This is a genomic window from Anabaena sp. UHCC 0204, from assembly GCF_009711975.1.
GTDB lineage: Bacteria > Cyanobacteriota > Cyanobacteriia > Cyanobacteriales > Nostocaceae > Dolichospermum.
In genome coordinates this window covers 24,147-46,152 of the sequence record NZ_VIKW01000016.1, presented here as the reverse complement: position 1 = coordinate 46,152, position 22,006 = coordinate 24,147, and the positions used below count along the sequence as shown (strand labels likewise).

Below are 22,006 nucleotides of genomic sequence, written 5' to 3'. Positions count from 1 at the left end.
ATACTCTGATGATTTTCCTAAAATTTTTCTATATATAAAATGAGCGATCGCACTTATGCAATATTGGGAACTGGTGCATTAGGCGGATTTTATGGCGCAAAACTGCAAAAGTCCGGTTTAGAAGTTCACTATTTACTCAAAAGTGATTATCAACAGGTAAGCGAACAAGGTTTAATTATTGAGTCAAAAGATGGTGACTTTACCCTCCCGCAAGTTAATGCCTATAATGATGTTGACAAAATGCCACGGTGTGATGTAGTTATAGTATCATTAAAAACTACTCAAAATCAACTTTTACCAAATTTATTACCACCCATAGTTAAAGATAACGGAATTGTATTGGTATTGCAAAATGGCATGGATATAGAAGCAGAAATTGCCGAAATTGTGAGTAATGTCAGCATTATTGGCGGGTTATGTTTTCTCTGTTCTAATAAAGTTGCACCAGGACATATTCATCATTTAGATTATGGACAAATTACATTAGGTGAATATACGTCTAATTATCAATCAACTGGTATTACAAAAAAAATGCAGGAACTTGCATCTGATTTTGAAAATGCAGGTATATCCATAGAACTATTAGCAGATTTACTATTAGGACGTTGGAAAAAATTAGTTTGGAATATTCCCTATAATGGCTTATCTGTGGTTCTGAATGCCAGAACAGATGAATTAATGGCAGATATGCACACTCGGAAATTAGTAGAAAGTTTGATGTGGGAAGTAGCCGCAGGGGCAAAAAGTACAGGCAGAATTATTCCCGAAAGCTTCATTCAAACAATGTTAGATTACACCATAAAAATGAAGCCATACCGCACCAGCATGAAAATTGATTTTGATGAAAAGCGTCCTTTAGAAGTAGAAGCAATTTTTGGTAACTCATTACGAAAAGCCGAAACAGCAGGTGTGAATTTACAGCAAATTCGTTGTTTATATCAACAATTGAAATTTTTGGATATGAGAAATAGAAATTGATTAAAAATCAGATTCTCAACTTCTGTGATAAGTCGCGGATATCAAGCTTTACTGCTGCCTTTAATATCCGCCATATCAACGAATTCCTAATAAATAACCCAAAGTTTGCAAAACACTTAAGTAGAAATTGCCTTCTCTTTCTCTAAATAATTGAAAAACAGAGTCTGGTGTCCCGAAAAAAGGTCGCAGAGTCCATCCCAATTGACTACCAACAAAAGCATAAAGAAATAACCACGATTGGATAATTGTCTTACGGGTTTTACTATTTTCATCATCTTGTTCTAAAACTACATTCGTAGCATTATATAAAGAAGAAACACCAATAAATCCAGTTAAAGAAAAGATAATGACATTTAACACAATTAAAAATTGGTAATTATTGGTTGTAATTAAGAAAAACAGAGTAATTGGGGCAAAGCTAAATAAAAGTACGCTGGTGACAGAAATCGCCGTTAGTACCAATGCAAAATGTTGGGCAAAAGTCCGTTTTGAACCAAATATAATATTTGCAAAAAACAATGTTGGTAAACAAATTAGCAATGTAATCAGATAAAGTGCTGGTAATTTCACCGCAGAAGATAAAGCCTGCATCCAACTATGAGATGCACCAATAATTCCGCCGTACATTGCTAAAAATAGGGAACTACAAACCAATAAAGAAATGATTTTAATAGGTAATCTGACACCTTGGCGAACCTCCTCTAAAAATCCTTGTCGTTCTCTTAGAAAACCAATCAATACTACAAAGTATTTTACCCTGAAAGAATTACGTTCAATCATCTTATCCTTAGTTATTATTCATCATAATCACGACCTGATCCAAACTGCCATTTATCTATTAACCGATGCCAAATAATGGCTTATCTGTGGTTCTGAATACCACAACAGATGAATTAATGGCAGATATGCACACTCGTGAATGTTTATATCAACAATTGAAGTTTTTAGATATGAGAAATAGAAGTTAATCAGATCCCCAACTTATTTAAGAAGTCGCGGATCTAAAGCTGCGCTAATTTTAAACTTTCATCTCTTCATTATTAGATACTTCGGAAATAAGCGATCGCATTCCATCCAAAGTTGCGGGAATTGTGCGCGGGTCCATAAACAAAACTTTGCTACTTTCACTACTGCCAATTTCTAATCCCATTTCCAAATAATTTTGCACCAACAAATATTGTAAAGCCTGAGTATTAGTGGTATCTTCCTTGAGTTTTTTCGCAATTATATCCATTGCTTCCGCAGTTCCCGCTGCTTTTAATATCTGCTGTTGTTTTTGTGACTGTGCATCTAAAATTGCTACCTTATGACGAGCTTCTGCGGCGATAATATTGGCTTCTGCTTTACCTCTGGCTGTATTAATTGCTGATTCTCTATCCCCTTCTGAGGTTAAAATAGTCGCCTGTTTCTTCCGTTCTGCGGACATTTGTAATTCCATCGCCCCTTGTACTGTCTTAGAAGGAACTATATCCCGCAGTTCCACCCGTCTCACCTTCACGCCCCAAGGTTCAGTGGAAATATCCAGTTCTCTTAATAACATTTCATTTACTTCTGTTCGCGCTGTAAATGTCTGATTTAACTCCAACTTCCCCAACTCCGCCCGAATTTGAGTTAAAACTAAATTCACCATTGCAGATTGGAGATTTTGCACCCGATAATAGGCTTTTTCAATATCCATTACCTGCCAATAAACCACCGCATCTACTGTAATTGAGACGTTATCACGGGTAATACAATTTTGCGGTGGAATTTCTAAAACTCGTTCCCGTTTTGTTTCTGTACACACCACGTGCGATATAAATGGAGTGACAAAATTCAGCCCTGGTTCTAACTTTTTACCATCATATCGCCCTAAAAATTCTACTAAAGCTTCATCTCCTTGTTTGACAATTTTAATACTACTAGCACCAACACTAGCAGCAATAATCGTACCTGCTAAAAAAAGTAATAGTTGCATAATCAATTACCCCCAAATAACTCAATGAAATATATTTATCAACCAATTAGTTGTTAAAAAATGCCTCTGATGCCACGATTAAAGTATTACCTTCTCTTCGTAAAACATAAACTTTTTGATCAGCCGCGATCGCACCTTCAGCATTAGCACAACTAGCTTGCCAAGAACTACCTTCATACAAGACTCTACCCGGTTTTCCTGGTAAAATCTCTGTCAAAGTTGTGGCTTCTTGGGCAGCTTGAATAGTAAATTTTTTGCGAGGAATTAATACAGGACGTATCCAGATGATCAGAGATAAAGAAACACCCATCCAGTAAAATATTTGGGTTTCAAATTCATCATACATCAGGTGTTCCCATTTGATCCCGAAATAAATACCACTACGCCATAAAACAGTCGCCACAAATATTGCACCCACCCCCATAGATACACCAATAAAGCGAAAATTAGGCGATAGTTTTTTAAAGAATAGTATATCTCCAATGATTAAAACTAAACCACTAATTAACCAAAACCAGGGAGGTGTGAAAAGAAAACCTGATTCTGTTGTCATCATTAACCAGGGAAAATATATATTGTATAACACATCTATCTCCTTATTTTGATGTCCTTAAATATTATTCATCATAATCACGACCTGATCCAAATTTCCATTGATCTATTAACCGATGCCAATAATATTGTTTTTCTGCTGGTAAATTATTAACTAATAGTTCTAACATGGGAGTCAGAGAAAACAACCCAGTATACACACTTAAATTTACATAATGTAACATCCAATCCATTAAACTCAATAAACCAACTTGGGGGATAATTTTGGCAACTAATAAAGGATGAGATAAACCAGTTTTTAACAAAGTTTGGGTTAACGCTGTAAACTGGACAATATCTTGTAAAAAAGGTTTTAAAACAGGTGTACCTAACTGCTGCATTTGGGCAAAGACAGCCGAGAGTAAAGCGTTAATTTGATGGGGATCAATTTTCTGATTTACACCTACACTCATCGCTTTTTGAAATAACCAAGTTACACTTAAACTCGGCTGATAGGGTTGCAATATTGCTAAAGATTGAGCAGATAATTGATCAGTTTTTAATGCTTCTTCAATTCCCAAAGTTAACCTTTGTAAATGACGCACCATCGCCCCAAAACCACCAAAACTTAAAGGTGATTGATTTCCGCTACTATCTCCCACTGGTACAATCCGATTCCAAAGGGTTTGGAGAGGACTTTGACGATAGCTAGGAAAGAAACCAAACAACGCCCTTTGAAAATTTAATTCATTAATTTCCACACCTTGATATTCTGGTAACAGGCGTAAATATTCATCAAATAAAGTTTCTAAACTCAATCGTTGTGGATCTGCATCCATATAGGTAAATAAATATGTAGTTCTTCCATCTTTGGCTGGAAAAGCTTCCCAAAAATATTGACATTGATTTTCCAAAGCCGTGAAAGATAACAACAAATCCCCGGAGTTATTTTCCGGAAATCCTTTCGCACAAGTTCCCACAACTAAACAAAGCGCATCTGGTTTTTTTCCTTGACGTGCTTGTTGGCTAATTGGTGAAAGATTCCCCATTGCATCCAGTAACAATTTTCCGGTAAATTGGTTATTTACTATGACTCCATTTGGGTGAATTACAATATCACTAAATGGTGTATTTTCAAATAACTTTCCGCCAACATTCAGAAAACGGGTTTTTAAAGTTTCCAGTAGATAAATAGGATCTACACCAATATTAAGAACATCTTCTACCCAAACTTCTGTACCTTCTTGAAAACTGACTCGTGCGGGGTTATATTCAGTAACAATAGTTTTTGTTAATTCTGCTGCTGTTAACAAGTCCAATTCCCGAAATACTTCCAATTCTTTGCGAGAAATATTCCATTCCTGTTCTCTTCCGCGCAAAATTCCCCTTTCTAGTAATGCTACCCGTAAACCACGCACGGCTAAAGCGCAACCGATTAAAATTCCCAAAGTTCCCCCGCAGATAATCACGTCAAATTCCACGGAGTCTAAATTTTCTGGACTTTCTTTAACAACGTTGGGTATGGGTGCGTTATTGGCGCGGAGGGATGTTAAAATGCTATCTGTGCGTCGTAAACCGCCTAAAATATCGCCTGGTAGTTGAGAGAGAATTTCTTCAGTTAGTGACATAACGGTTAATTCCAGCAAAGTTCTATATATTGATACTATCTTTGCTGGATACATAAACCAAGGAGTTTCAGCTAGAAAAATTGCAGGTTAGGTAGAAAGAGGGTAAATCTACTATTTATGTGAGTTTGTTGAATTTTGGTTTTTAACCCAACCTTGTATTTTAGAAGTAAAGTGGTTGTCACCGGGTTAAAAACTGGAAACTTTGTATATTTGATGATATACTAAGTTTATAACTATTAATAGTTAGTTGATAAAATTAGCTAACAAATATGAAATCTATATTTTTACCAATAGCAAAACAAATAGAATTGCCTCTACAATTAGTGACTCACCAAAAACAATTTACTTTTATTGATCTTTTTGCTGGTATTGGTGGCTTTAGAATTGCTTTAAATAAATTAGGTGGTCAATGTTTAGGATATTCTGAAATAGACAAACAAGCAATTAATGTTTATCAGCAAAATTTCATTAATTACTTTAATAAACATGAAATTGAGTTAGGAGATATTACCAATATTAGCGATCTTCCACCCAATATTGACATAATTGTTGGTGGTGTTCCTTGTCAACCCTGGTCTGTTGCTGGTTGTTTAAGGGGATTTGAAGATCCTAGAGGAAAATTATGGTTTGATGTCATTCGACTAGTGAATAAAAATCAACCTCAAGGATTTATTTTTGAAAATGTTAGTGGATTAGCAAGTCCTAAAAATCGGGATAATTTGGAACTGATTCTTAATGAATTGGTAAATATAGGATATTGCGTTAAATGGAAAGTTATTAATGCTTACGATTTTGGTTTACCTCAAAATAGAGAGAGAGTTTTTATTGTTGGAATTAGAAAAGATATAGAAGGATGTCAGGAATATAAATTCCCTAAACCTTTGAATATTCACCCAAAAGTTTTAGATATTTTGGATGAATTGAAAAATATTAATTTTGTTGAAAAAGTTAAACTAGATGCAAATACCTTGTTTAAAGGGGTAATTCCACCATCAAGAACCAGATTTCAAAAAGATGATGAGTTAAATGATTTTTTCATTTTTTCTGATTTAAGAAATGGACATACAACAATTCATTCTTGGGATATTATCAATACCAGTGATAGAGAAAAAATGATTTGCTTAACACTTCTCAAATATAGAAGAAGTAAGAAATATGGCAATAAAGATGGTAATCCTTTATCTTTTGATAATTTTCGAGAAATAATAATTGATATAGAGATAAATGAATTAAATATTTTAGTTAAAAAAGGAATATTCCGGTTAACCTCTGATCATAAATATGAATTTGTAAACTCTAAAAATATGACCGGTATTAATAATATTTATAGAATTATTTTACCTACGGCTGATATTTTTCCAACTTTAACTGCTACTGGTGGTAAAGACTATATTGCAACTGTATCTATTCATGCTACTCATCCACAGGAATATAAAAATCTTTTCCTAGAGAAAATTTATCAACCGCAGAAATATATACCTATTACTGCAAAACACGCTTGTAAATTACAAGGATTTCCTGTGAATTTTGAATACCATAAAAAAGATGAAGTTGCTAAAAAACAGTTTGGTAATGCAGTCCCTGTACCTGTAGTTGAGTATGTAGCTAAAGAATTACTGAGAATTCTTGATATCTAAACTAATTTGAATAAAAAATATCATGAAATTCTGCTGCAAAGTTTTCTTGTCCTAATTCAACAAAAAGTGATTGTAACTCCTCAAATGTATTTTCCTTTCCTGAACAAAAATCCCAAAATTCATTTTCAACCCATATATCTTGGGTAATATCTAGAGGAGAACTAGATAACATACTTTTTTGCTTTTCATACCAAGATTTTTTAAAAGGATTAAAAGGAATAGCAATACGCGCTTCTAAGTTAGCATCAGGATTTTTAGCAAATCTGTAAGCATACCATTCTAGAATTTGTTTGTTAAATCCTTTGAAACCACCCTGATTTGGTTGTGTGGTTTTAATATCAAAAATATATTCAATACAATTTTTTGAAAAGTGAATATCTACTCCTGTTCCAGAAGGAGGAGATGTATATTTAATAATTTCTTCAGGATTAATTTTTACAGCAGCTTGTTTAAGGCGGTGTATGCATTCTTGAGTACAAATCATATTTCCATTATGTTTATTTTCACGTTCATAAATTAATTTGTTTAATTCAATATCTAATTCTTTAGGAAATGGTTGAGGACGTAATATTTTTTCGGTAATGATTTCAAATCCATTTAATTCTGCTAAAGTTTTGGCTATAGGTTCCCAACAAGTTGTTCCTAAACTTGTTTCTAGTCCACCAATCAGAGAACGTATGCGTCTTTCTTTGGGGAAAATATCATCTAATACTTGGTAATTTTCTATTTTCTTACCTTTGAAAAAATTCCTAATTGATTTTTTGAGATTTTCTTTAATTATCTGTTTAATATACTCATCCATAATTCAATTATTATGATGTGTTTGTGTATTTGTAAGCGAAAAAACTAGTTTAGACATATAGCTGATTTTGTCGTCAAAGAAAATATGACATTTGTTGGGAAATTTCTGTGGATCGCTGAGTGCCAAAGCACACACTCTGCGAACACTTTAATCGCTTTTAAATTAAACATATTAATTTATTGCTATATGCTGTTATTTTGTTGTCGTTATCTTATCAGCTTCAGATATATTTTGGCAAATGGAACTGATTTCAGAGTTTATGGCAATGTGGATATAGAAAGGTAACAATAACTTAATTTGCAGGAAACACTCATGAACCGTTCTCAAATAGTTGCAATTATTACAGGTGCAATTTCTATACTTTTAGCGATCGCCTACCTCATTGTTGTCCAAATCCTCGATTATCGGGATATGAAACCAGCACCCATTAGCCAAATCAATATACCAGTAATCATTGCAGAAAGTAATTTTCCTAATTTGCAGCTTGACATAATCCCTAAAGTGTGAATAAGACGGGGTGGAAAATGCCGCCCCTTCCGACTACATATACTATTCAAAAATAAATCCATAGATTGATACTTATAGTTACTATTTGATATTTCAATTCCTGGAAAGATAAGAATTATTTAGCGGAAGCATCGCAGATTTGTCTAATTAAATAATTTCTTTTTGACCCAGATAACGGTAAGCTAAATCTAACAATATTAAGCAAAAATAAATTTTCTGATCTATCATCACTAGGTGGATGGGGATCAACGCTAATTAATGTATTTTCTTTAAGTTTGGCTGTAAACTATAGAGGTAATTGAATGGCTCAGTATTTTCTAGACACTGTTTGGCTGATTCCTATTTATGCTTTAATTGGTGGGCTTTTAGCCATACCTTGGTCGCCGGGCATTATTCGGAAAACAGGTCCTAGACCAGCGGGATATGTCAATGTGGTCATGACCTTTTTATCATTTTCTCATGCTGTCCTGGCTTTCCCAGCGACTTGGAATTATCCACCCCAAGAAGTATTTATTCGTTGGTTATCTACAGCAGGTCTAGACCTGACCATTAATTTAGAGATTTCTGCCGTCAGTGTTGGGGCGTTAATTGTTATTACCGGCTTGAATTTCCTGGCGCAGATATTTGCTATTGGTTACATGGAAATGGATTGGGGGTGGGGACGTTTCTTTTCCTTATTAGGATTATTTGAAGCTGGTCTTTGTGCCTTAGCCTTGTGTAACGATTTATTCTTCAGTTATGTAATTCTGGAAATCCTCACCTTGGGAACTTACTTATTAGTAGGTTTGTGGTTTAGTCAGCCCTTAGTAGTAACTGGGGCGCGAGATGCTTTTTTAACCAAACGGGTAGGAGACTTGTTTTTATTAATGGGTGTCTTGGGACTTTGGACACTTTCAGGAACTTGGAATTATGCAGAGTTAGCGGAATGGGCGGCTACGGCGAATGTTGACCCCACAATTATTACCTTAGTATGTTTGGGATTAATTGCCGGACCAATGGGTAAATGCGCTCAGTTTCCCTTGCATTTGTGGTTAGATGAGGCCATGGAGGGACCCGTTCCTAGTACAATTTTGCGGAGTTCGGTGGTAGTTGCCAGTGGTGCTTATGTACTAATCAAATTGCAACCTGTGTTTAGTTTATCCCCCGTAGCATCTTCTACAATAGTTGCTATTGGCGCAGTCACAGCCATTGGTGCTTCATTAATTGCGATCGCTCAAATTGACATTAAACGCTGTTTATCCTACTCTGTTAGTGCTTACATGGGATTGGTATTTATTGCCGTAGGCACACAGCAAGACGAAGCCGCACTATTATTAGTCCTCACCCATGCCCTCGCCTCTGCATTGTTAGTCATGAGTACCGGCGGAATTGTTTGGAACAGTATCACCCAAGATATTACCCAACTTGGTGGATTGTGGTCACGTCGTCCCATCTCCGGTTTAGCATTTATTGTCGGTACATTGGGTTTAATTGGTTTTCCCCCTTTAGGTAGTTTTTGGGCGTTGTTTAAATTAGCTGATGGTTTATGGACAACACAACCAATTTTAGTAGGAATAGTTATTGTTGTAAATGCCTTAACTGCATTCAGTTTAACAAGAGAATTTGGTTTAATCTTTGGAGGTAAACCCAAACAAATGAGTGAACGTTGTCCTGAAGCCTTATGGTTAATGGTTTTACCAATGATGATTTTATCTGGCTTTGTTTTACATCTACCTTTAGTATTGCAAAGTTTATCATTACTTCCCGATTGGGCAACATTAAATAAAGATGTCGCACTACTATTAATTTGGTCAAGTATCTTTGGTTGTAGTCTTAGCAGCGTCATCTATTTAGGCAACATTCCTAAACCAATTCGTTTACCTTGGCAAGGTTTACAAGATTTACTTGCTTACGATTTTTATACACCTAAACTTTACAAAGTTACCATTATTTTCGGTGTTGCCCAACTTTCCAAATTTGCCGATATGTTGGATAGATTTGTAGTTGATGGTATCGTCAACTTTGTAGGTTTATTTTCTCTATTAGGTGGGGAAGGATTGAAATATAGCAACAATGGACAAACTCAATTTTATGCCTTAACAGTTCTCTTAGGAGTCGGATTTTTAGGTGCTTGTGTAACATGGCCTTTTTGGGGAATTCAACTCATAGATTTAATTTTTTAAATATCTATGATTTAGATTACCAATGATAATTTAAAATAATAATTGTCATCCAAATCATCGGAAGGATAATCCATTGATTAACAAACAACTTTCTCGCCGCAATTTACTACAAATAGGTACAGGCATAATTAGTGCCGGAGTCGCCGTTGCAGTTTCTTCCCATCTAATTACACCTGAACCAGCCGTAGCCCAAAATAACATTTCTGCGGATGAAGCCTTACAATTATTAATGGATGGTAATGATAGATTTGCGAACAGAAAACGTCGCTATGGAAATCAAGGTTCTACACGCTTACGAGAAGTTGCCAAAGGACAAAAACCTTTTGCTTCTATTCTTGGTTGTGCAGATTCCAGAGTCCCAGCAGAAATAGTTTTTGATCAAGGTTTAGGAGATTTATTTGTCTGTCGTGTTGCTGGTAATATTGCCACACCAGAAGAAATTGGTAGCCTAGAATTTGGCAGCTTAGTATTAGGTGCGAAAGTGATTATGGTATTAGGCCATGAAAGATGTGGTGCTGTAGATGCCACAATCAAAGGCGCACAAGTACCAGGACAAATTGGTAGTTTATTAGAGGCAATTAAGCCTGGTGTAGAAAAATCTCAAGGGCAACCTGGAGATAGATTAGAAAACGCCTGTAAAGCCAACATTTTAGTACAAATTGATAATTTAAAAGCATCACCAGTGCTATTGGAATTAATCAAATTGAACAAACTTCAAATAGTTGGTGGTTATTACGACTTAGATACCGGCAAAGTCAGTTTAGTTAGCTAATTCATTTAAATCAATTGGTAATTGCTATTATTACCAATTGTCAATTATCAATTTTCAATTGTCAATTAAAAAAAATTATGTTGAGTGTTTTAATTTGGCTACCAATTATAGCCGCTATAATCATCGGCTTTTATCCAGCAAAAGATATTCCTGCGAGTCGGATTCGATTAGCATCTTTAACCGTTACAGGGTTAGTTTTGCTATGGAATATTTTCATCTTGTTGAAATTTGATCTCAGCACTCCTGGAATGCAATTTCAAGAATATATCCCTTGGAATGAAACACTAGGTTTAAATTATCAATTAGGAGTTGACGGGCTATCAATATTAATGTTGGTATTAAATAGCTTATTAACTTGGATAGCTATTTATAGCAGTAGTAAAGATACAGAACGTTCCCGTTTATTCTATTCCCTGATTTTGTTTGTCAGTGGTGGCGTTGCCGGTGCATTTTTATCAGAAAATTTACTCCTGTTTTTCCTGTTTTATGAATTAGAATTAATCCCCTTTTATCTACTAATTTCCATTTGGGGAGGAGAAAAACGAGCCTATGCGGGGATGAAATTCCTGATTTATACAGCCATTTCTGGGGCTTTAATTTTAGCCACATTTTTAGGAATGGTGTGGTTAACTGGTTCTCGGAGTTTTGCTTTTGATGCTGTGGCGACACAAAACATTTCTGCGGGAATGCAATTAGTATTACTAATTGGAATAGTCTTAGGTTTTGGCATCAAAATTCCGTTAATTCCCTTCCATACTTGGCTACCTGATGCTTATGTTGAAGCTTCCGCACCTATCGCTATTTTGTTAGGGGGAATATTAGCAAAACTGGGAACTTATGGATTATTGCGATTTGGTTTAGGAATGTTTCCCCAAACTTGGCAGATTATCGCCCCGACTTTAGCAATTTGGGGGGCAATTAGCGCGATTTATGGGGCAATAGTAGCGATCGCTCAAAAAGACATCAAACGCATGGTAGCATATAGTTCTATCGGACACATGGGCTATATTTTACTAGCAGCCGCAGCCGCCACACCTTTAGCATTAGTTGGTGCAGTTGCCCAAATGTTTAGTCATGGAATTATCCTGGCTATTCTCTTCCATTTAGTCGGAATTATCGAACTCAAAGTTGGCACAAGAGAATTAGACAAACTTAATGGTTTAATGAGTCCAATTCGCGGTTTACCTTTAATTAGTGCCTTACTGGTTTTAAGTGGCATGGCTAGTGCTGGTATTCCCGGTTTAACAGGTTTCATTGCCGAATTTATTTCCTTTCAAGGCAGTTTTTCAACATTCCCAATTCCCACACTTTTATGTGTAGTCGCATCTGGGTTAACCGCAGTTTATTTTGTAATTCTTCTCAACCGTACCTGCTTTGGTAAACTGCAAAATAACTTAGCCTATTATCCTCAAGTATCCTGGGCAGAAAAAGTACCCGCACTCATTTTGGCATCTCTAATTATCTTTTTGGGAGTACAACCAGTTTGGTTAGTGCGTTGGAGTGAAACCACAACTACAGCAATGGTAGCCGCAATTCCCCCTATTGAAAAAACCGTAATTGCTGAAATTGCGTTGAAGTAACTTTAAAAAGGAAATAATCAAAATGGTACAAACTCCAGAAAAACCAACTACCAAAATCCCACCTTCAAGACACGAATTTGCAGAAATTATTCATCGCTTAGAAGCTGGCGGTTCAATGTTGCCAGATACACCCGAAAACCTCATGCAAATTATCGGTATTTATAAAGCTTATGCTGTACCGATGGATTTCTATTGGCGAGACTTACTTTACATTGCTGAAAGAGTATTTTTAGATCCTTTACCCGCTTTTAAATATTTCTTACCCCAAGAGTATTTAGACTTACATAATCACTATGCAGGAGATGATGCTGATTTAAGAATTTGGCGGGGTGAAGCTACTGCACATCCTGAACTTCTGGCATTTATGGAAAAAGGTGAAACCTCCAAAATGCCAAAGATTTTCCATCATTTATTCCATGACAGAATCAATATGGAATTTGCCGAAGCTTGTATGCGAGCCATGTTTTGGCATCGCCAAATGTATACACCAGTTAACCAATTTGATGCTTACTTAGATTCAGAAGAATATAAAGCTAATGCTGATAAAGCCATTAAAGCTTATTTTCGGAAAAATCCCTTAATGTTAGGACTTTATAAACTGTTTCCAGATATGTTCTTGGAACAGTGCCGAATGATGTCTTATTATTCTAACTTAGGACTTTTCTGGGAAGTCATGGCACCAGTATTTTTTGAAATGTCCGATATTTATGATGAAGGTGGTTTCAAAGGTGTACCTGATGCTATGAATTTTCTCATAAATGGCATATTTGCGATCGCCGGTCGTCCTATTTATCATCATGTTTATATTGATGGTGAATGCTATGAAATCATTCCCAAATCAAAAGGTTTTACTTGGCTATATGAAGCCGCATTACCCTATGTAGAAGCTGTTTTTTATCGCACAGCCCCATTTAGAGGTACAAAGTCTTATAATGCCCAAGCAGGACAAGTTCCGGAAGATCAAAAAGACTTCCATTATGGGATTCTTTATGCTGATGTATTTCCTGTTGGTACATCTGGTATTCCTCCCACGTTATTAATGCAAGATATGTTGCATTTTCTGCCTCAATATCTAGTTGATTATTATCAACAATATTGTCGTGGTGAAGAAGATATTCTCATTCAATTGGGGGTTACTTTTCAACGTTCTATGTATAATGTGACATCTGCGGTAATTCAAGCTTTGAGAACTGCCCTTTTATATCCTTTAGATGATGAAAATCCCCAGCATTTACAGGCAAATAGAGAATTCTTTGAAATGCAGTTAGATCGCTTTACTCGCACTGATTATAATATGCGTGATGCAGCGAGATTACGAGATATTCAACGACAGGATTATAGATAGAATTTGTTGAAGACATAGAAATAGATACCCGACTTATTGAATAAATCGGGTATTGTGCGTATTACAATAGTATGTATGGGAAAATATATAGCAATTCCCATTCAAGTGAGATACAACAAGAAAGAATTAACCGCAGATGGAAGAGGATAAACGCAGATGAACGCAGATAAATTTGTACCTCGTTAGACTAAGAAATGCTATATAAATAGTTAGGATTAATTTGTTAAAGAAAATTACACCCCAATTACAAAATCGGAAACATGAATAAAATTATTGTGACTGGAGTTGCTGGCTTTATTGGTTCTCACCTAGCTGAGACATTATTAAAACAGGGAAATGAAGTCATTGGCATTGATGAATTTAATGATTATTATGATCCACTGTTAAAGCGGAAAAATATTGCTAATTTTCAAGATTCACCTAATTTTACTTTAGTGGCAGGGGATATTCAATTTTTAGATTGGCAAAAACTGCTGCTGGATGTAGAATGTATTTATCATCAAGCGGCACAAGCGGGAGTCAGAGCAAGTTGGGGTAAGGGTTTTCGGGCTTATACAGAACGGAATATTAACGCTACACAAGTTTTATTAGAAGCTGCTAAGGATGCTCAAAACTTGAAAAGGTTAGTTTTTGCATCTACATCTAGTATTTATGGTGATGCCGAAACTTTACCGACTAACGAAGAAATTAAACCTTTGCCCGTGTCACCTTATGGTATTACTAAATTAGCGGCTGAACGCTTGGGAATGTTATATCATAAAAACTTTGGTGTGCCGTTTGTGGCTTTAAGATATTTTACAGTTTATGGACCCAGACAACGCCCAGATATGGCATTTCATAAGTTTTTTAAAGCAGTGTTAGCAGATGAGGCAATTCCTGTTTATGGTGATGGACAACAAACCAGGGATTTTACTTTTGTCAGTGATGCGATCGCTGCTAACTTAGCTGCTGCTATTGTACCAGAAGCTGTAGGCGAAATTTTTAACATTGGCGGTGGTAGCAGGGTAGTATTAGCGGAAGTCTTAGATACAATGGCGGAAATAGTCGGTAAACCCATCAAACGCAACCATATTGAAAAAGCCATGGGAGATGCCCGTCACACCGCTGCTGACGTATCCAAAGCCCGGAAAATACTTGGTTATCAACCCCAAGTATCTTTGCGAGATGGCTTAACCCAGGAATGGGAATGGGTGAAGACTTTGTATTAACCCAAATTGCTAGTCATCTAGTTAAGGCTGGTAATTGGTAATTGGTGATTGGTGATTGGTAATTGGTAATAAAATCTTAGTCCTAATCCTGTTCATCCTTAAATCCTGTAAATTATCTCGACTCCGCGGTAGTTGAGCGGAGTCGAAACTCGATAACCACCTAATTCTGACAATTAGCAACTTACGTTATTAACTAAACCCTTGTAGAGATGTTAAATTTGGCGTTGCTGATAGCCTGCGTGGCGATAGCCATATTATGGTGTGAAATTGAAAAATCAATGATTTCAAACTCTTACTTTCTGTGACTGGAGCGCCTCTGCGTGAAACAAAATCATAAGCTTTTTTGAGTATGTCCGTGACCGGATTTCTCAACTTGGGAATATTCCCTCTTTGGCAACTATTATTCGTGAACAATCTGCTCTCAATCACTTGTTACTTTACTCTTACTACGACTGAGCGTATTTGTTGTCATGCTGATGTGGACTTTAGATAAATTTGTAAAGCCTGATCATGCAGCAGCAATCTTTAAGAATTTTTATTTAATTGGTAGACTAAGCAATATCCCAATTTACATCATTGGAACAATTCAGCTTGTAATAATTTTGGGATTTGTCGCAGGTTTCCAAAAGCGGTGGACTTACTTATTGGTGCTATTTTTCCATTCTGTTTCCACCTTCTCATCCTTTCGGAAATATTTTGATCCCTTCGAGAATCTGCTATTTTTCGCTGCCTGGCCTATGTTAGCTGCTTGCTTTACCCTGTACTATCTCAAAGATTTAGATACCCTCTACACTATTGATAAGTAGTATTTTTTGCTGGCTTTACATCCATTTTGGTTTCAGCTTCGTATCACCATTTATGATAGGCTTGAAAAAAAATTCATATCAATAGCTATTCAGATCATATTCATGATGAACGATGAACTCAAAAACCATATCGTCTCCAGATTTTTGCGCCAGTCAACTCAAAGTTTTAGCAGATACAACTCGTCTATCTGTTCTGAAAATTCTCATGGAAGGTCCTAAACACGTTGGAGAAATGAATGCTGTCTTGAAGCTAGAGCAGAGTTTGTTATCCCACCATTTAAAAATCTTGCGGGAAGCAGGTTTTGTAGAAGCGATACGAGATGGTAAGTCCGTACTTTACCATTTTGTACCGACGATTCGACAAGTCAACACTGGTAAAGCAATTGATTTAGGCTGTTGTCTCCTCTCCTTTGAGTAAAAATTTAGACGCAATTTTTCGATGAAACAACTCAAAAATCTAACATTTACTGTTGGGTTGACAATTTGCTTAGGACTACAATCTTGTACGCAACCTTCAAAAATAACCGATCAAGCAACCGATAAATTACAAGGAAAGTTAGTTTTAACAGGCTCTAGTACAGTTGCACCATTAGCAGCAGAAATGGGTAAGCTATTTGAATCTCAACATCCTGATGTGCGAGTGGATGTGCAAACAGGAGGTTCATCTCGCGGTATTGCCGATGCACGTACAGGTGTTGCTAATATTGGGATGGTGTCTCGTAGCCTCAAAGAGGAAGAAAGAGATTTACAAGCTTTTGAGATCGCCCGTGACGGAATTGGCATAATTTTACATAAGGAAAATCCAGTCAAATCCCTGTCAAATCAACAAGTTATTGATATTTACACGGGTAAAATTAACAACTGGCAACAGATTACCGGCAAAAATGCACCGATTACCGTTGTCAATAAAGCTGAGGGACGTTCCACCCTAGAACTGTTTCTGAACTACTTCCAACTCAAGAATAGCGATATCAAAGCATCAGTTGTGATTGGAGACAATCAGCAAGGTATTAAGACAGTAGCAGGTAATCCTCAGTCCATTGGTTACGTATCAATTGGTACGGCTGAATTTAGTATCAATAATGGCGTTCCGATTAAATTATTGCCCTTGAATGGAGTCACAGCTACCACAGAGAATATCCAGAATGGGACGTTTCCCCTTTCCCGTCCTCTAAATTTGGTGACTAAAACCCAGCCCCAAGGCTTAGATCAAGCATTTATCGAGTTTGCACAATCGCCACAAGTCCATGACATTGTTAAAAAACAGGATTTTGTCCCCATCTCAAAGTGATATTGTTTTCCTGTGGATATTACGGTTATTTGCTCTAATTACAGGTATTATTGTTGTCCTAATTACCGGATTTTTATTACTGGAAGCATTGCCGATCCTGCGACATTTAGGATGGTGGCGTTTTGTTAGCGATCGCTCTTGGCATCCAATTCAAGGATTCTATAATTTGCTGCCAATGCTGTGGGGAAGTCTTTTGGTAACAATCGGGGCAGTAATTTTCGCTGCACCTTTAGGCATTAGTTCGGCAATATTTTGTCAGTATTATGCGCCTCCTTTGGTTGGGGGATTATATCGGCAATTAATTAATTTACTGGCAGGAATTCCTTCTGTAGTTTACGGTTTCTGGGGTTTAGTTGTCCTCGTGCCACTGATTGGCAAACTGCAACCACCAGGAACTAGCCTGTTAGCAGGAATCGCTATTTTGACATTAATGATTCTACCCACAATCGCACTCACAGCAGCCGCCAGTTTTGCCCAAGTCCCCCAGGAATATCTACAGGGTGCAGCCGCCTTGGGAATTTCTCAATGGGCAACAATTAGAAGCGTGGTTTTACCTGCGGCTAAATCTGGTTTATTTACTGGTTTGATTTTGGGAACAGGAAGGGCTATTGGGGAAACAATGGCAGTTTTGATGGTTTGCGGCAATGTCGTACAGACTCCCAAAAGCTTATTTGATCCTGTTCGTACCCTCACCGCTAATATCGCTTTAGAAATGGCTTATGCCACAGGTAATCACCGTTCAGCATTGTTTGTGAGTGGCTTATTGCTGATGGTGGCGATCGCCTCTTTAGTCGGCGTTTCCGAGGGGATAAGCAGGAGAAACATCTATGGCTAAAAAATTACCTACCTTGATTTTTTGGGCGATCGCTCTCTTTGTCACCGCCATTTTCTGCTGGATTTTAGGCGATATTATCTGGCATGGTGTCGGGCAGCTATCTTGGAAATTTCTGACAACTGCACCGCGAAATGCTGGACGTGAGGGGGGAATTGCCCCAATTCTGATTTCTACTTGTTTGATATTGGGGGTTTGTATGGCGGTTTCTCTTCCCCTCGGCATTGGTACTGCAGTACTGTTGGCTGAATTTACCACAACAGAAAGTATATTTAGTCTTTTAATCCGCCGTAGTTTGGATGTATTGGCAGGAGTACCATCTATTGTGTTTGGCTTATTTGGTAACGCCTTTTTCTCGATTAAGTTGGGATTAGGCTTTTCGATTTTGTCTGGGGGGTTGACGTTGGCTTGTATGGTGTTACCGATATTGATTCGTTCCGCAGAAGAGGGATTTCGGGCTGTGCCGGTGGAATATCGGTTAGGGGCGGCCGCCTTGGGATTATCACGCACCACCACATTATGGAAACTGCTATTACCAGCAGCGACACCGGGGTTAATTGTGGGTTTGGTATTGGGAATTGGCAGAGCGATCGCTGAGACAGCAGCACTAATTTTTACCAGTGGTTATGTAGATCGAATGCCAGAGTCATTACTAGATTCTGGGCGATCGCTATCGGTTCATATTTTCGATTTATCCATGAATGTGGCCGGGGGAGATGCTAACGCCTACGCATCTGCTTTGGTACTGTTGATTTTATTGTTGCTGGTGAATGGTATAGCAACATGGATAGCCCAATTTTTGTTAGCAGGGAGAATTACATCTTGATCAATAAATCTCAACTTAGACAAAATTCTCACTTATCTCTGCCTTCAATGCACATTCAGGAACTTAGTTTATATTACGATAAAAAAGCTGCTTTTACAGATATTACTATGCCAATTACAGCAGGTAAAATTACCGCATTGGTGGGACCTTCTGGCTGTGGCAAAAGTAGTTTTTTGAGTTGTCTGAATCGCTTAACTGATTTGATACCTCACACCAAAATTACGGGTAGTATTCGCTTAGATGATTCAGAAATACTCAATAACGATGTAGATGTAATTACCCTCCGTCGGCGTGTGGGGACAATCTTCCAAAAGCCTAATCCTTTCCCCTTCTCCATTTGGAAGAATTTGGCATTTCCCCTACAAGAACACGGCATCAAAAACCGCGCAAAACTCGATTGGCTGATTGAAACCACACTGCAAGATGTCGGACTGTGGAACGAAGTTAAAGATAGACTGAATACTCCTGCCTTATCTTTATCTGGCGGACAAAAGCAGCGATTATGTATTGCCCGTGCTTTGGTTTTGCAACCAGAAGTTTTATTATTTGATGAACCCTGTAGCGCCCTTGATCCGATTTCTAGTGGAGTCGTTGAGGATTTAATTGCCAGTCTGCGGGGACGTTACACAGTGGTAATTGTCACCCACAACCTTGCTCAAGCTAGACGCATTGGCGATTACGCTGCCCTATTTTGGGTACAAGCAGAAGTGGGAAGATTAATTGAATATGGAACAGTCGAGCAGATTTTTACCGCCCCGCAGTACACTTTAACATCTGCATATCTGAATGGTATTCGTGGGTAGTCTTCACATCCATTTTGGCTTCAGCTTCGTCTTAATAATAAAGCCCTTTAAAATTACCAAACAGCACACTTTTCCTGTCATATCACCAGAAAATTCTCATGACCTATCTTGAAACAACCGCTAACTTTTATAGTGAAGTCGCCGAAACACCACAAATTGGATTATGTTGTGTCCAAAGCAGTCCTCTACAGCTACCTGGACTAAAAATTCCCATCCAGATGCAGGAAATGAATTATGGTTGCGGTACAACGGTTCATTCCACAGAACTAGCTAACGACCCAACTGTACTGTATGTAGGTGTTGGTGGTGGCTTGGAAGCACTACAATTTGCTTACTTTTCCCGCCGTCCAGGGTCAGTGATTGCAATTGAGCCTGTAGCAGCTATGCGGTTAGCAGCAATTCGTAATTTAGAACTTGCTGCTCAAGAAAATCCTTGGTTTGAGCCGAATTTTGTGGAAATTCGAGAAGGAGATGCTTTTGCTTTACCTGTTCCTGATGCTTCTGTAGATGTAGTAGCACAAAATTGTCTATTTAATATTTTTAAACCAGCAGATTTACACTTAGCTTTAAAAGAAGCTTTTCGGGTTTTAAAGCCCAATGGCCGCTTACTGATGAGCGATCCCATTGCTACTCGTCCTATTCCTGAACATCTGCAAAATGATGAACGACTGCGGGCTATGTGCCTATCGGGAGCAATGACTTACGAGCAGTATATCGAACATCTTGTTAATGCTGGCTTTGGTCAGGTAGAAATTCGAGCGCGTCGTCCTTACCGTATCCTCAATCGCCAAAATTATGGTTTAGAATCACATTTACTATTAGAAAGTCTCGATTCTGTAGCTTTTAATGTGCCAATTCCTGAAGATGGTGCTTGTATTTTTACAGGTAAAACAGCTATTTACACTGGAGTAGAACCATTTTTTGATGACAAAGCTGGACACATTCTCCAAGAAGGAATCCCTGCGGCTGTATGTGATAAAACTGCTGCAAAATTAGCTGCATTACACACAGAAGAAATACTGATTACAGATTCAACTTGGCATTACAATGGTGGCGGTTGTTGTTAGTTATTCTTCCTTAATTAACCCAAGTTGCTAGTCATCTAGTTAAGGCTGATAATGGGTAATTGGTAATGGGTAATTGGTGATAAAATCTCAGTCTTAATCCTGTTCATCCTTAAATCCTGTAAATCATGATTCTGACAATTTCCCTAACTAGCAACTTACGTAATTAGTTTTTTTTTTAGCTTAGAATTAAGATTAAAAATGGTTCAGCAAAAAGTAATTCCTTTAGCTTTAGATTCAGTCATCACACCTTTTAGAAAAAAGCTGAATTTACCTTTAACAAAAAAGCAAATTACTGTTTTACAAATCAATTTGGGAAAACGTTGTAATTTGGCTTGTAGTCATTGTCATGTGGAAGCTAGTCCCAAACGCACTGAAGAACTTTCTCCAGAAGTTTGTCAGCAATTAATTACATTAATTGAGAAATTTCCCCAAATTAAATTTGTAGACTTGACAGGTGGCGCTCCGGAAATGCTCTATGGTTTTAAACCAATTGTAGAGGTGGCACGAGCTAATGGCAAACAGGTAATTGTGCGCTCTAATTTGACTATTTATTTTGAATCAGGGTTTAGTGATATTCCTGATTATTGCGCTCAAAATCAAGTCAGAATTGTGGCTTCTTTACCTTGCTATCTCTCTGACAATGTTGATAAAATGCGGGGAAATGGTGTGTATGATGCCTCAATTCGCGCTCTGCAATGGCTGAATCGTCTTGGTTATGGTCAAGACCCCAATTTAATCCTTGACTTAGTTTATAATCCTCAACTTCCGGCTACAGCCAACTTTTCTCTCACTCCTAATCAAGCTAGTCTGGAACAAGATTACAAGGTGTTCTTACAAGAACATTTTGGGATTTGTTTTAACAACTTATTCGCAATTACAAATCTGCCAATTGGACGAACTAAGTTATATTTAGAACGCAAAGAACTACACAGACCTTATCTGCAATTTCTGGAATCTAATTTTAACTCTACTACTGTTGAGCATTTAATGTGTAGAGATGAACTCTCTATTGACTATCTGGGTAATGTCTATGATTGTGACTTTAATCAGATGGAAAATCTACCATCAAAAACTCATGATGGTGAAATGTTAACTGTTAATAAATTATTGACTGCTGGGACATTAGATTTAATCGAAAATATCAGAACTGCAAATTACTGTTACGGTTGTACTGCTGGTTCTGGTTCTAGTTGTGGCGGTACTTTAATTTGATCTAAACCCAAAATTTATCAGCATTTGTTGGGTTTTGCTGTCGCTTAACCCAACAGGATTGG

General features: G+C 37.3%; 22 protein-coding genes. 17 read left to right on the top strand and 5 right to left on the bottom strand.

Annotated elements, in window-relative coordinates:
* The first annotated feature begins 39 nt into the window (after positions 1–39).
* The gene (locus FJR04_RS14500) at positions 40–978 is read left to right on the top strand and encodes a putative 2-dehydropantoate 2-reductase (protein WP_168495926.1); all 939 of its coding nucleotides are present in this window, start codon (positions 40–42) and stop codon (positions 976–978) included.
* 75 nt (positions 979–1,053) lie between these two features.
* Here the strand turns inward: FJR04_RS14500 and FJR04_RS14495 are convergent, their stop codons facing one another.
* On the bottom strand, positions 1,054–1,758 hold the full coding sequence (locus tag FJR04_RS14495) for an actin-binding WH2 domain-containing protein (protein WP_168495924.1): 705 nt from the start codon (positions 1,756–1,758) through the stop codon (positions 1,054–1,056).
* A gap of 65 nt (positions 1,759–1,823) precedes the next feature.
* On the opposite strand from FJR04_RS14495, the gene FJR04_RS26490 reads away from it, so the two are divergent.
* Entirely contained in the window at positions 1,824–1,946 is a 123-nt protein-coding gene (locus tag FJR04_RS26490) for a hypothetical protein (RefSeq protein WP_256366797.1), read from the top strand.
* 50 nt (positions 1,947–1,996) lie between these two features.
* Here FJR04_RS26490 and FJR04_RS14485 read toward each other — a convergent pair whose 3' ends face one another.
* The 3 genes from FJR04_RS14485 to FJR04_RS14475 are packed head-to-tail and all read right to left on the bottom strand — an operon-like array spanning position 1,997 to position 5,094.
* A complete protein-coding gene (locus FJR04_RS14485) occupies positions 1,997–2,935 on the bottom strand; it encodes an SPFH domain-containing protein (RefSeq protein WP_168495922.1) in 939 nt (312 codons plus the stop codon).
* 46 nt (positions 2,936–2,981) lie between these two features.
* On the bottom strand, positions 2,982–3,521 hold the full coding sequence (locus FJR04_RS26655) for an NfeD family protein (RefSeq protein WP_371418119.1): 540 nt from the start codon (positions 3,519–3,521) through the stop codon (positions 2,982–2,984).
* 31 nt (positions 3,522–3,552) lie between these two features.
* Positions 3,553–5,094, bottom strand: coding sequence for an FAD-dependent oxidoreductase (locus tag FJR04_RS14475; protein WP_168495920.1), 1,542 nt, complete (start codon positions 5,092–5,094; stop codon positions 3,553–3,555).
* 269 nt (positions 5,095–5,363) lie between these two features.
* Between FJR04_RS14475 and FJR04_RS14470 the strand changes: the two genes are divergently transcribed.
* Positions 5,364–6,731 (top strand): DNA cytosine methyltransferase, encoded by a 1,368-nt coding sequence (locus FJR04_RS14470; RefSeq protein WP_168495918.1) that lies wholly within the window; start codon positions 5,364–5,366, stop codon positions 6,729–6,731.
* Position 6,732: 1 nt separating this feature from the next.
* On the opposite strand, the gene FJR04_RS14465 is transcribed toward FJR04_RS14470, so the two are convergent.
* A complete protein-coding gene (locus FJR04_RS14465; RefSeq protein WP_168495916.1) occupies positions 6,733–7,533 on the bottom strand; it encodes a TdeIII family type II restriction endonuclease in 801 nt (266 codons plus the stop codon).
* 312 nt (positions 7,534–7,845) lie between these two features.
* On the opposite strand from FJR04_RS14465, the gene FJR04_RS14460 reads away from it, so the two are divergent.
* From FJR04_RS14460 to arsS, 14 genes are all read left to right on the top strand, one after another.
* Positions 7,846–8,040 carry a hypothetical protein gene (locus FJR04_RS14460; RefSeq protein WP_168495914.1) on the top strand — a complete coding sequence of 65 codons (195 nt, stop codon included), beginning with the start codon at positions 7,846–7,848 and terminating at the stop codon, positions 8,038–8,040.
* 302 nt (positions 8,041–8,342) lie between these two features.
* Positions 8,343–10,202: an NAD(P)H-quinone oxidoreductase subunit F gene (locus tag FJR04_RS14455; protein WP_168495912.1), complete on the top strand. Its 1,860-nt coding sequence runs from the start codon at positions 8,343–8,345 to the stop codon at positions 10,200–10,202.
* A 76-nt stretch (positions 10,203–10,278) separates the two neighbouring features.
* A complete protein-coding gene (locus FJR04_RS14450) occupies positions 10,279–10,974 on the top strand; it encodes a carbonic anhydrase (RefSeq protein WP_168496042.1) in 696 nt (231 codons plus the stop codon).
* A 77-nt stretch (positions 10,975–11,051) separates the two neighbouring features.
* Entirely contained in the window at positions 11,052–12,554 is a 1,503-nt protein-coding gene (locus tag FJR04_RS14445; RefSeq protein ID WP_168495910.1) for an NADH-quinone oxidoreductase subunit M, read from the top strand.
* 22 nt (positions 12,555–12,576) lie between these two features.
* Positions 12,577–13,899 carry a CO2 hydration protein gene (locus FJR04_RS14440; RefSeq protein ID WP_168495908.1) on the top strand — a complete coding sequence of 441 codons (1,323 nt, stop codon included), beginning with the start codon at positions 12,577–12,579 and terminating at the stop codon, positions 13,897–13,899.
* Between the two features lie 260 nt (positions 13,900–14,159).
* A complete protein-coding gene (locus FJR04_RS14435; protein WP_168495906.1) occupies positions 14,160–15,107 on the top strand; it encodes an NAD-dependent epimerase/dehydratase family protein in 948 nt (315 codons plus the stop codon).
* 470 nt (positions 15,108–15,577) lie between these two features.
* Positions 15,578–15,913 (top strand): hypothetical protein, encoded by a 336-nt coding sequence (locus FJR04_RS14430; RefSeq protein ID WP_217359376.1) that lies wholly within the window; start codon positions 15,578–15,580, stop codon positions 15,911–15,913.
* A 112-nt stretch (positions 15,914–16,025) separates the two neighbouring features.
* The gene (locus FJR04_RS14425; protein ID WP_168495904.1) at positions 16,026–16,331 is read left to right on the top strand and encodes a helix-turn-helix transcriptional regulator; all 306 of its coding nucleotides are present in this window, start codon (positions 16,026–16,028) and stop codon (positions 16,329–16,331) included.
* A gap of 21 nt (positions 16,332–16,352) precedes the next feature.
* A complete protein-coding gene (locus FJR04_RS14420; RefSeq protein WP_168495902.1) occupies positions 16,353–17,204 on the top strand; it encodes a phosphate ABC transporter substrate-binding protein in 852 nt (283 codons plus the stop codon).
* Positions 17,161–18,039, top strand: a complete 879-nt coding sequence (gene pstC / locus FJR04_RS14415; RefSeq protein ID WP_168495900.1) for a phosphate ABC transporter permease subunit PstC — start codon at positions 17,161–17,163, stop codon at positions 18,037–18,039. The genes FJR04_RS14420 and pstC overlap by 44 nt, the downstream gene beginning before the upstream one ends.
* Positions 18,032–18,862, top strand: coding sequence for a phosphate ABC transporter permease PstA (gene pstA, locus FJR04_RS14410; protein ID WP_168495898.1), 831 nt, complete (start codon positions 18,032–18,034; stop codon positions 18,860–18,862). Before pstC ends, pstA begins: the two co-directional genes overlap by 8 nt.
* Positions 18,859–19,665 (top strand): phosphate ABC transporter ATP-binding protein, encoded by an 807-nt coding sequence (locus FJR04_RS14405; protein WP_254445290.1) that lies wholly within the window; start codon positions 18,859–18,861, stop codon positions 19,663–19,665. Before pstA ends, FJR04_RS14405 begins: the two co-directional genes overlap by 4 nt.
* Before the next feature lie 98 nt (positions 19,666–19,763).
* Positions 19,764–20,732, top strand: a complete 969-nt coding sequence (gene arsM, locus FJR04_RS14400; protein WP_168495894.1) for an arsenosugar biosynthesis arsenite methyltransferase ArsM — start codon at positions 19,764–19,766, stop codon at positions 20,730–20,732.
* Between the two features lie 198 nt (positions 20,733–20,930).
* Complete coding sequence (arsS, locus tag FJR04_RS14395) at positions 20,931–21,944, top strand: arsenosugar biosynthesis radical SAM (seleno)protein ArsS (protein ID WP_168495892.1); 1,014 nt, start codon at positions 20,931–20,933, stop codon at positions 21,942–21,944.
* Positions 21,945–22,006: the final 62 nt, after the last annotated feature.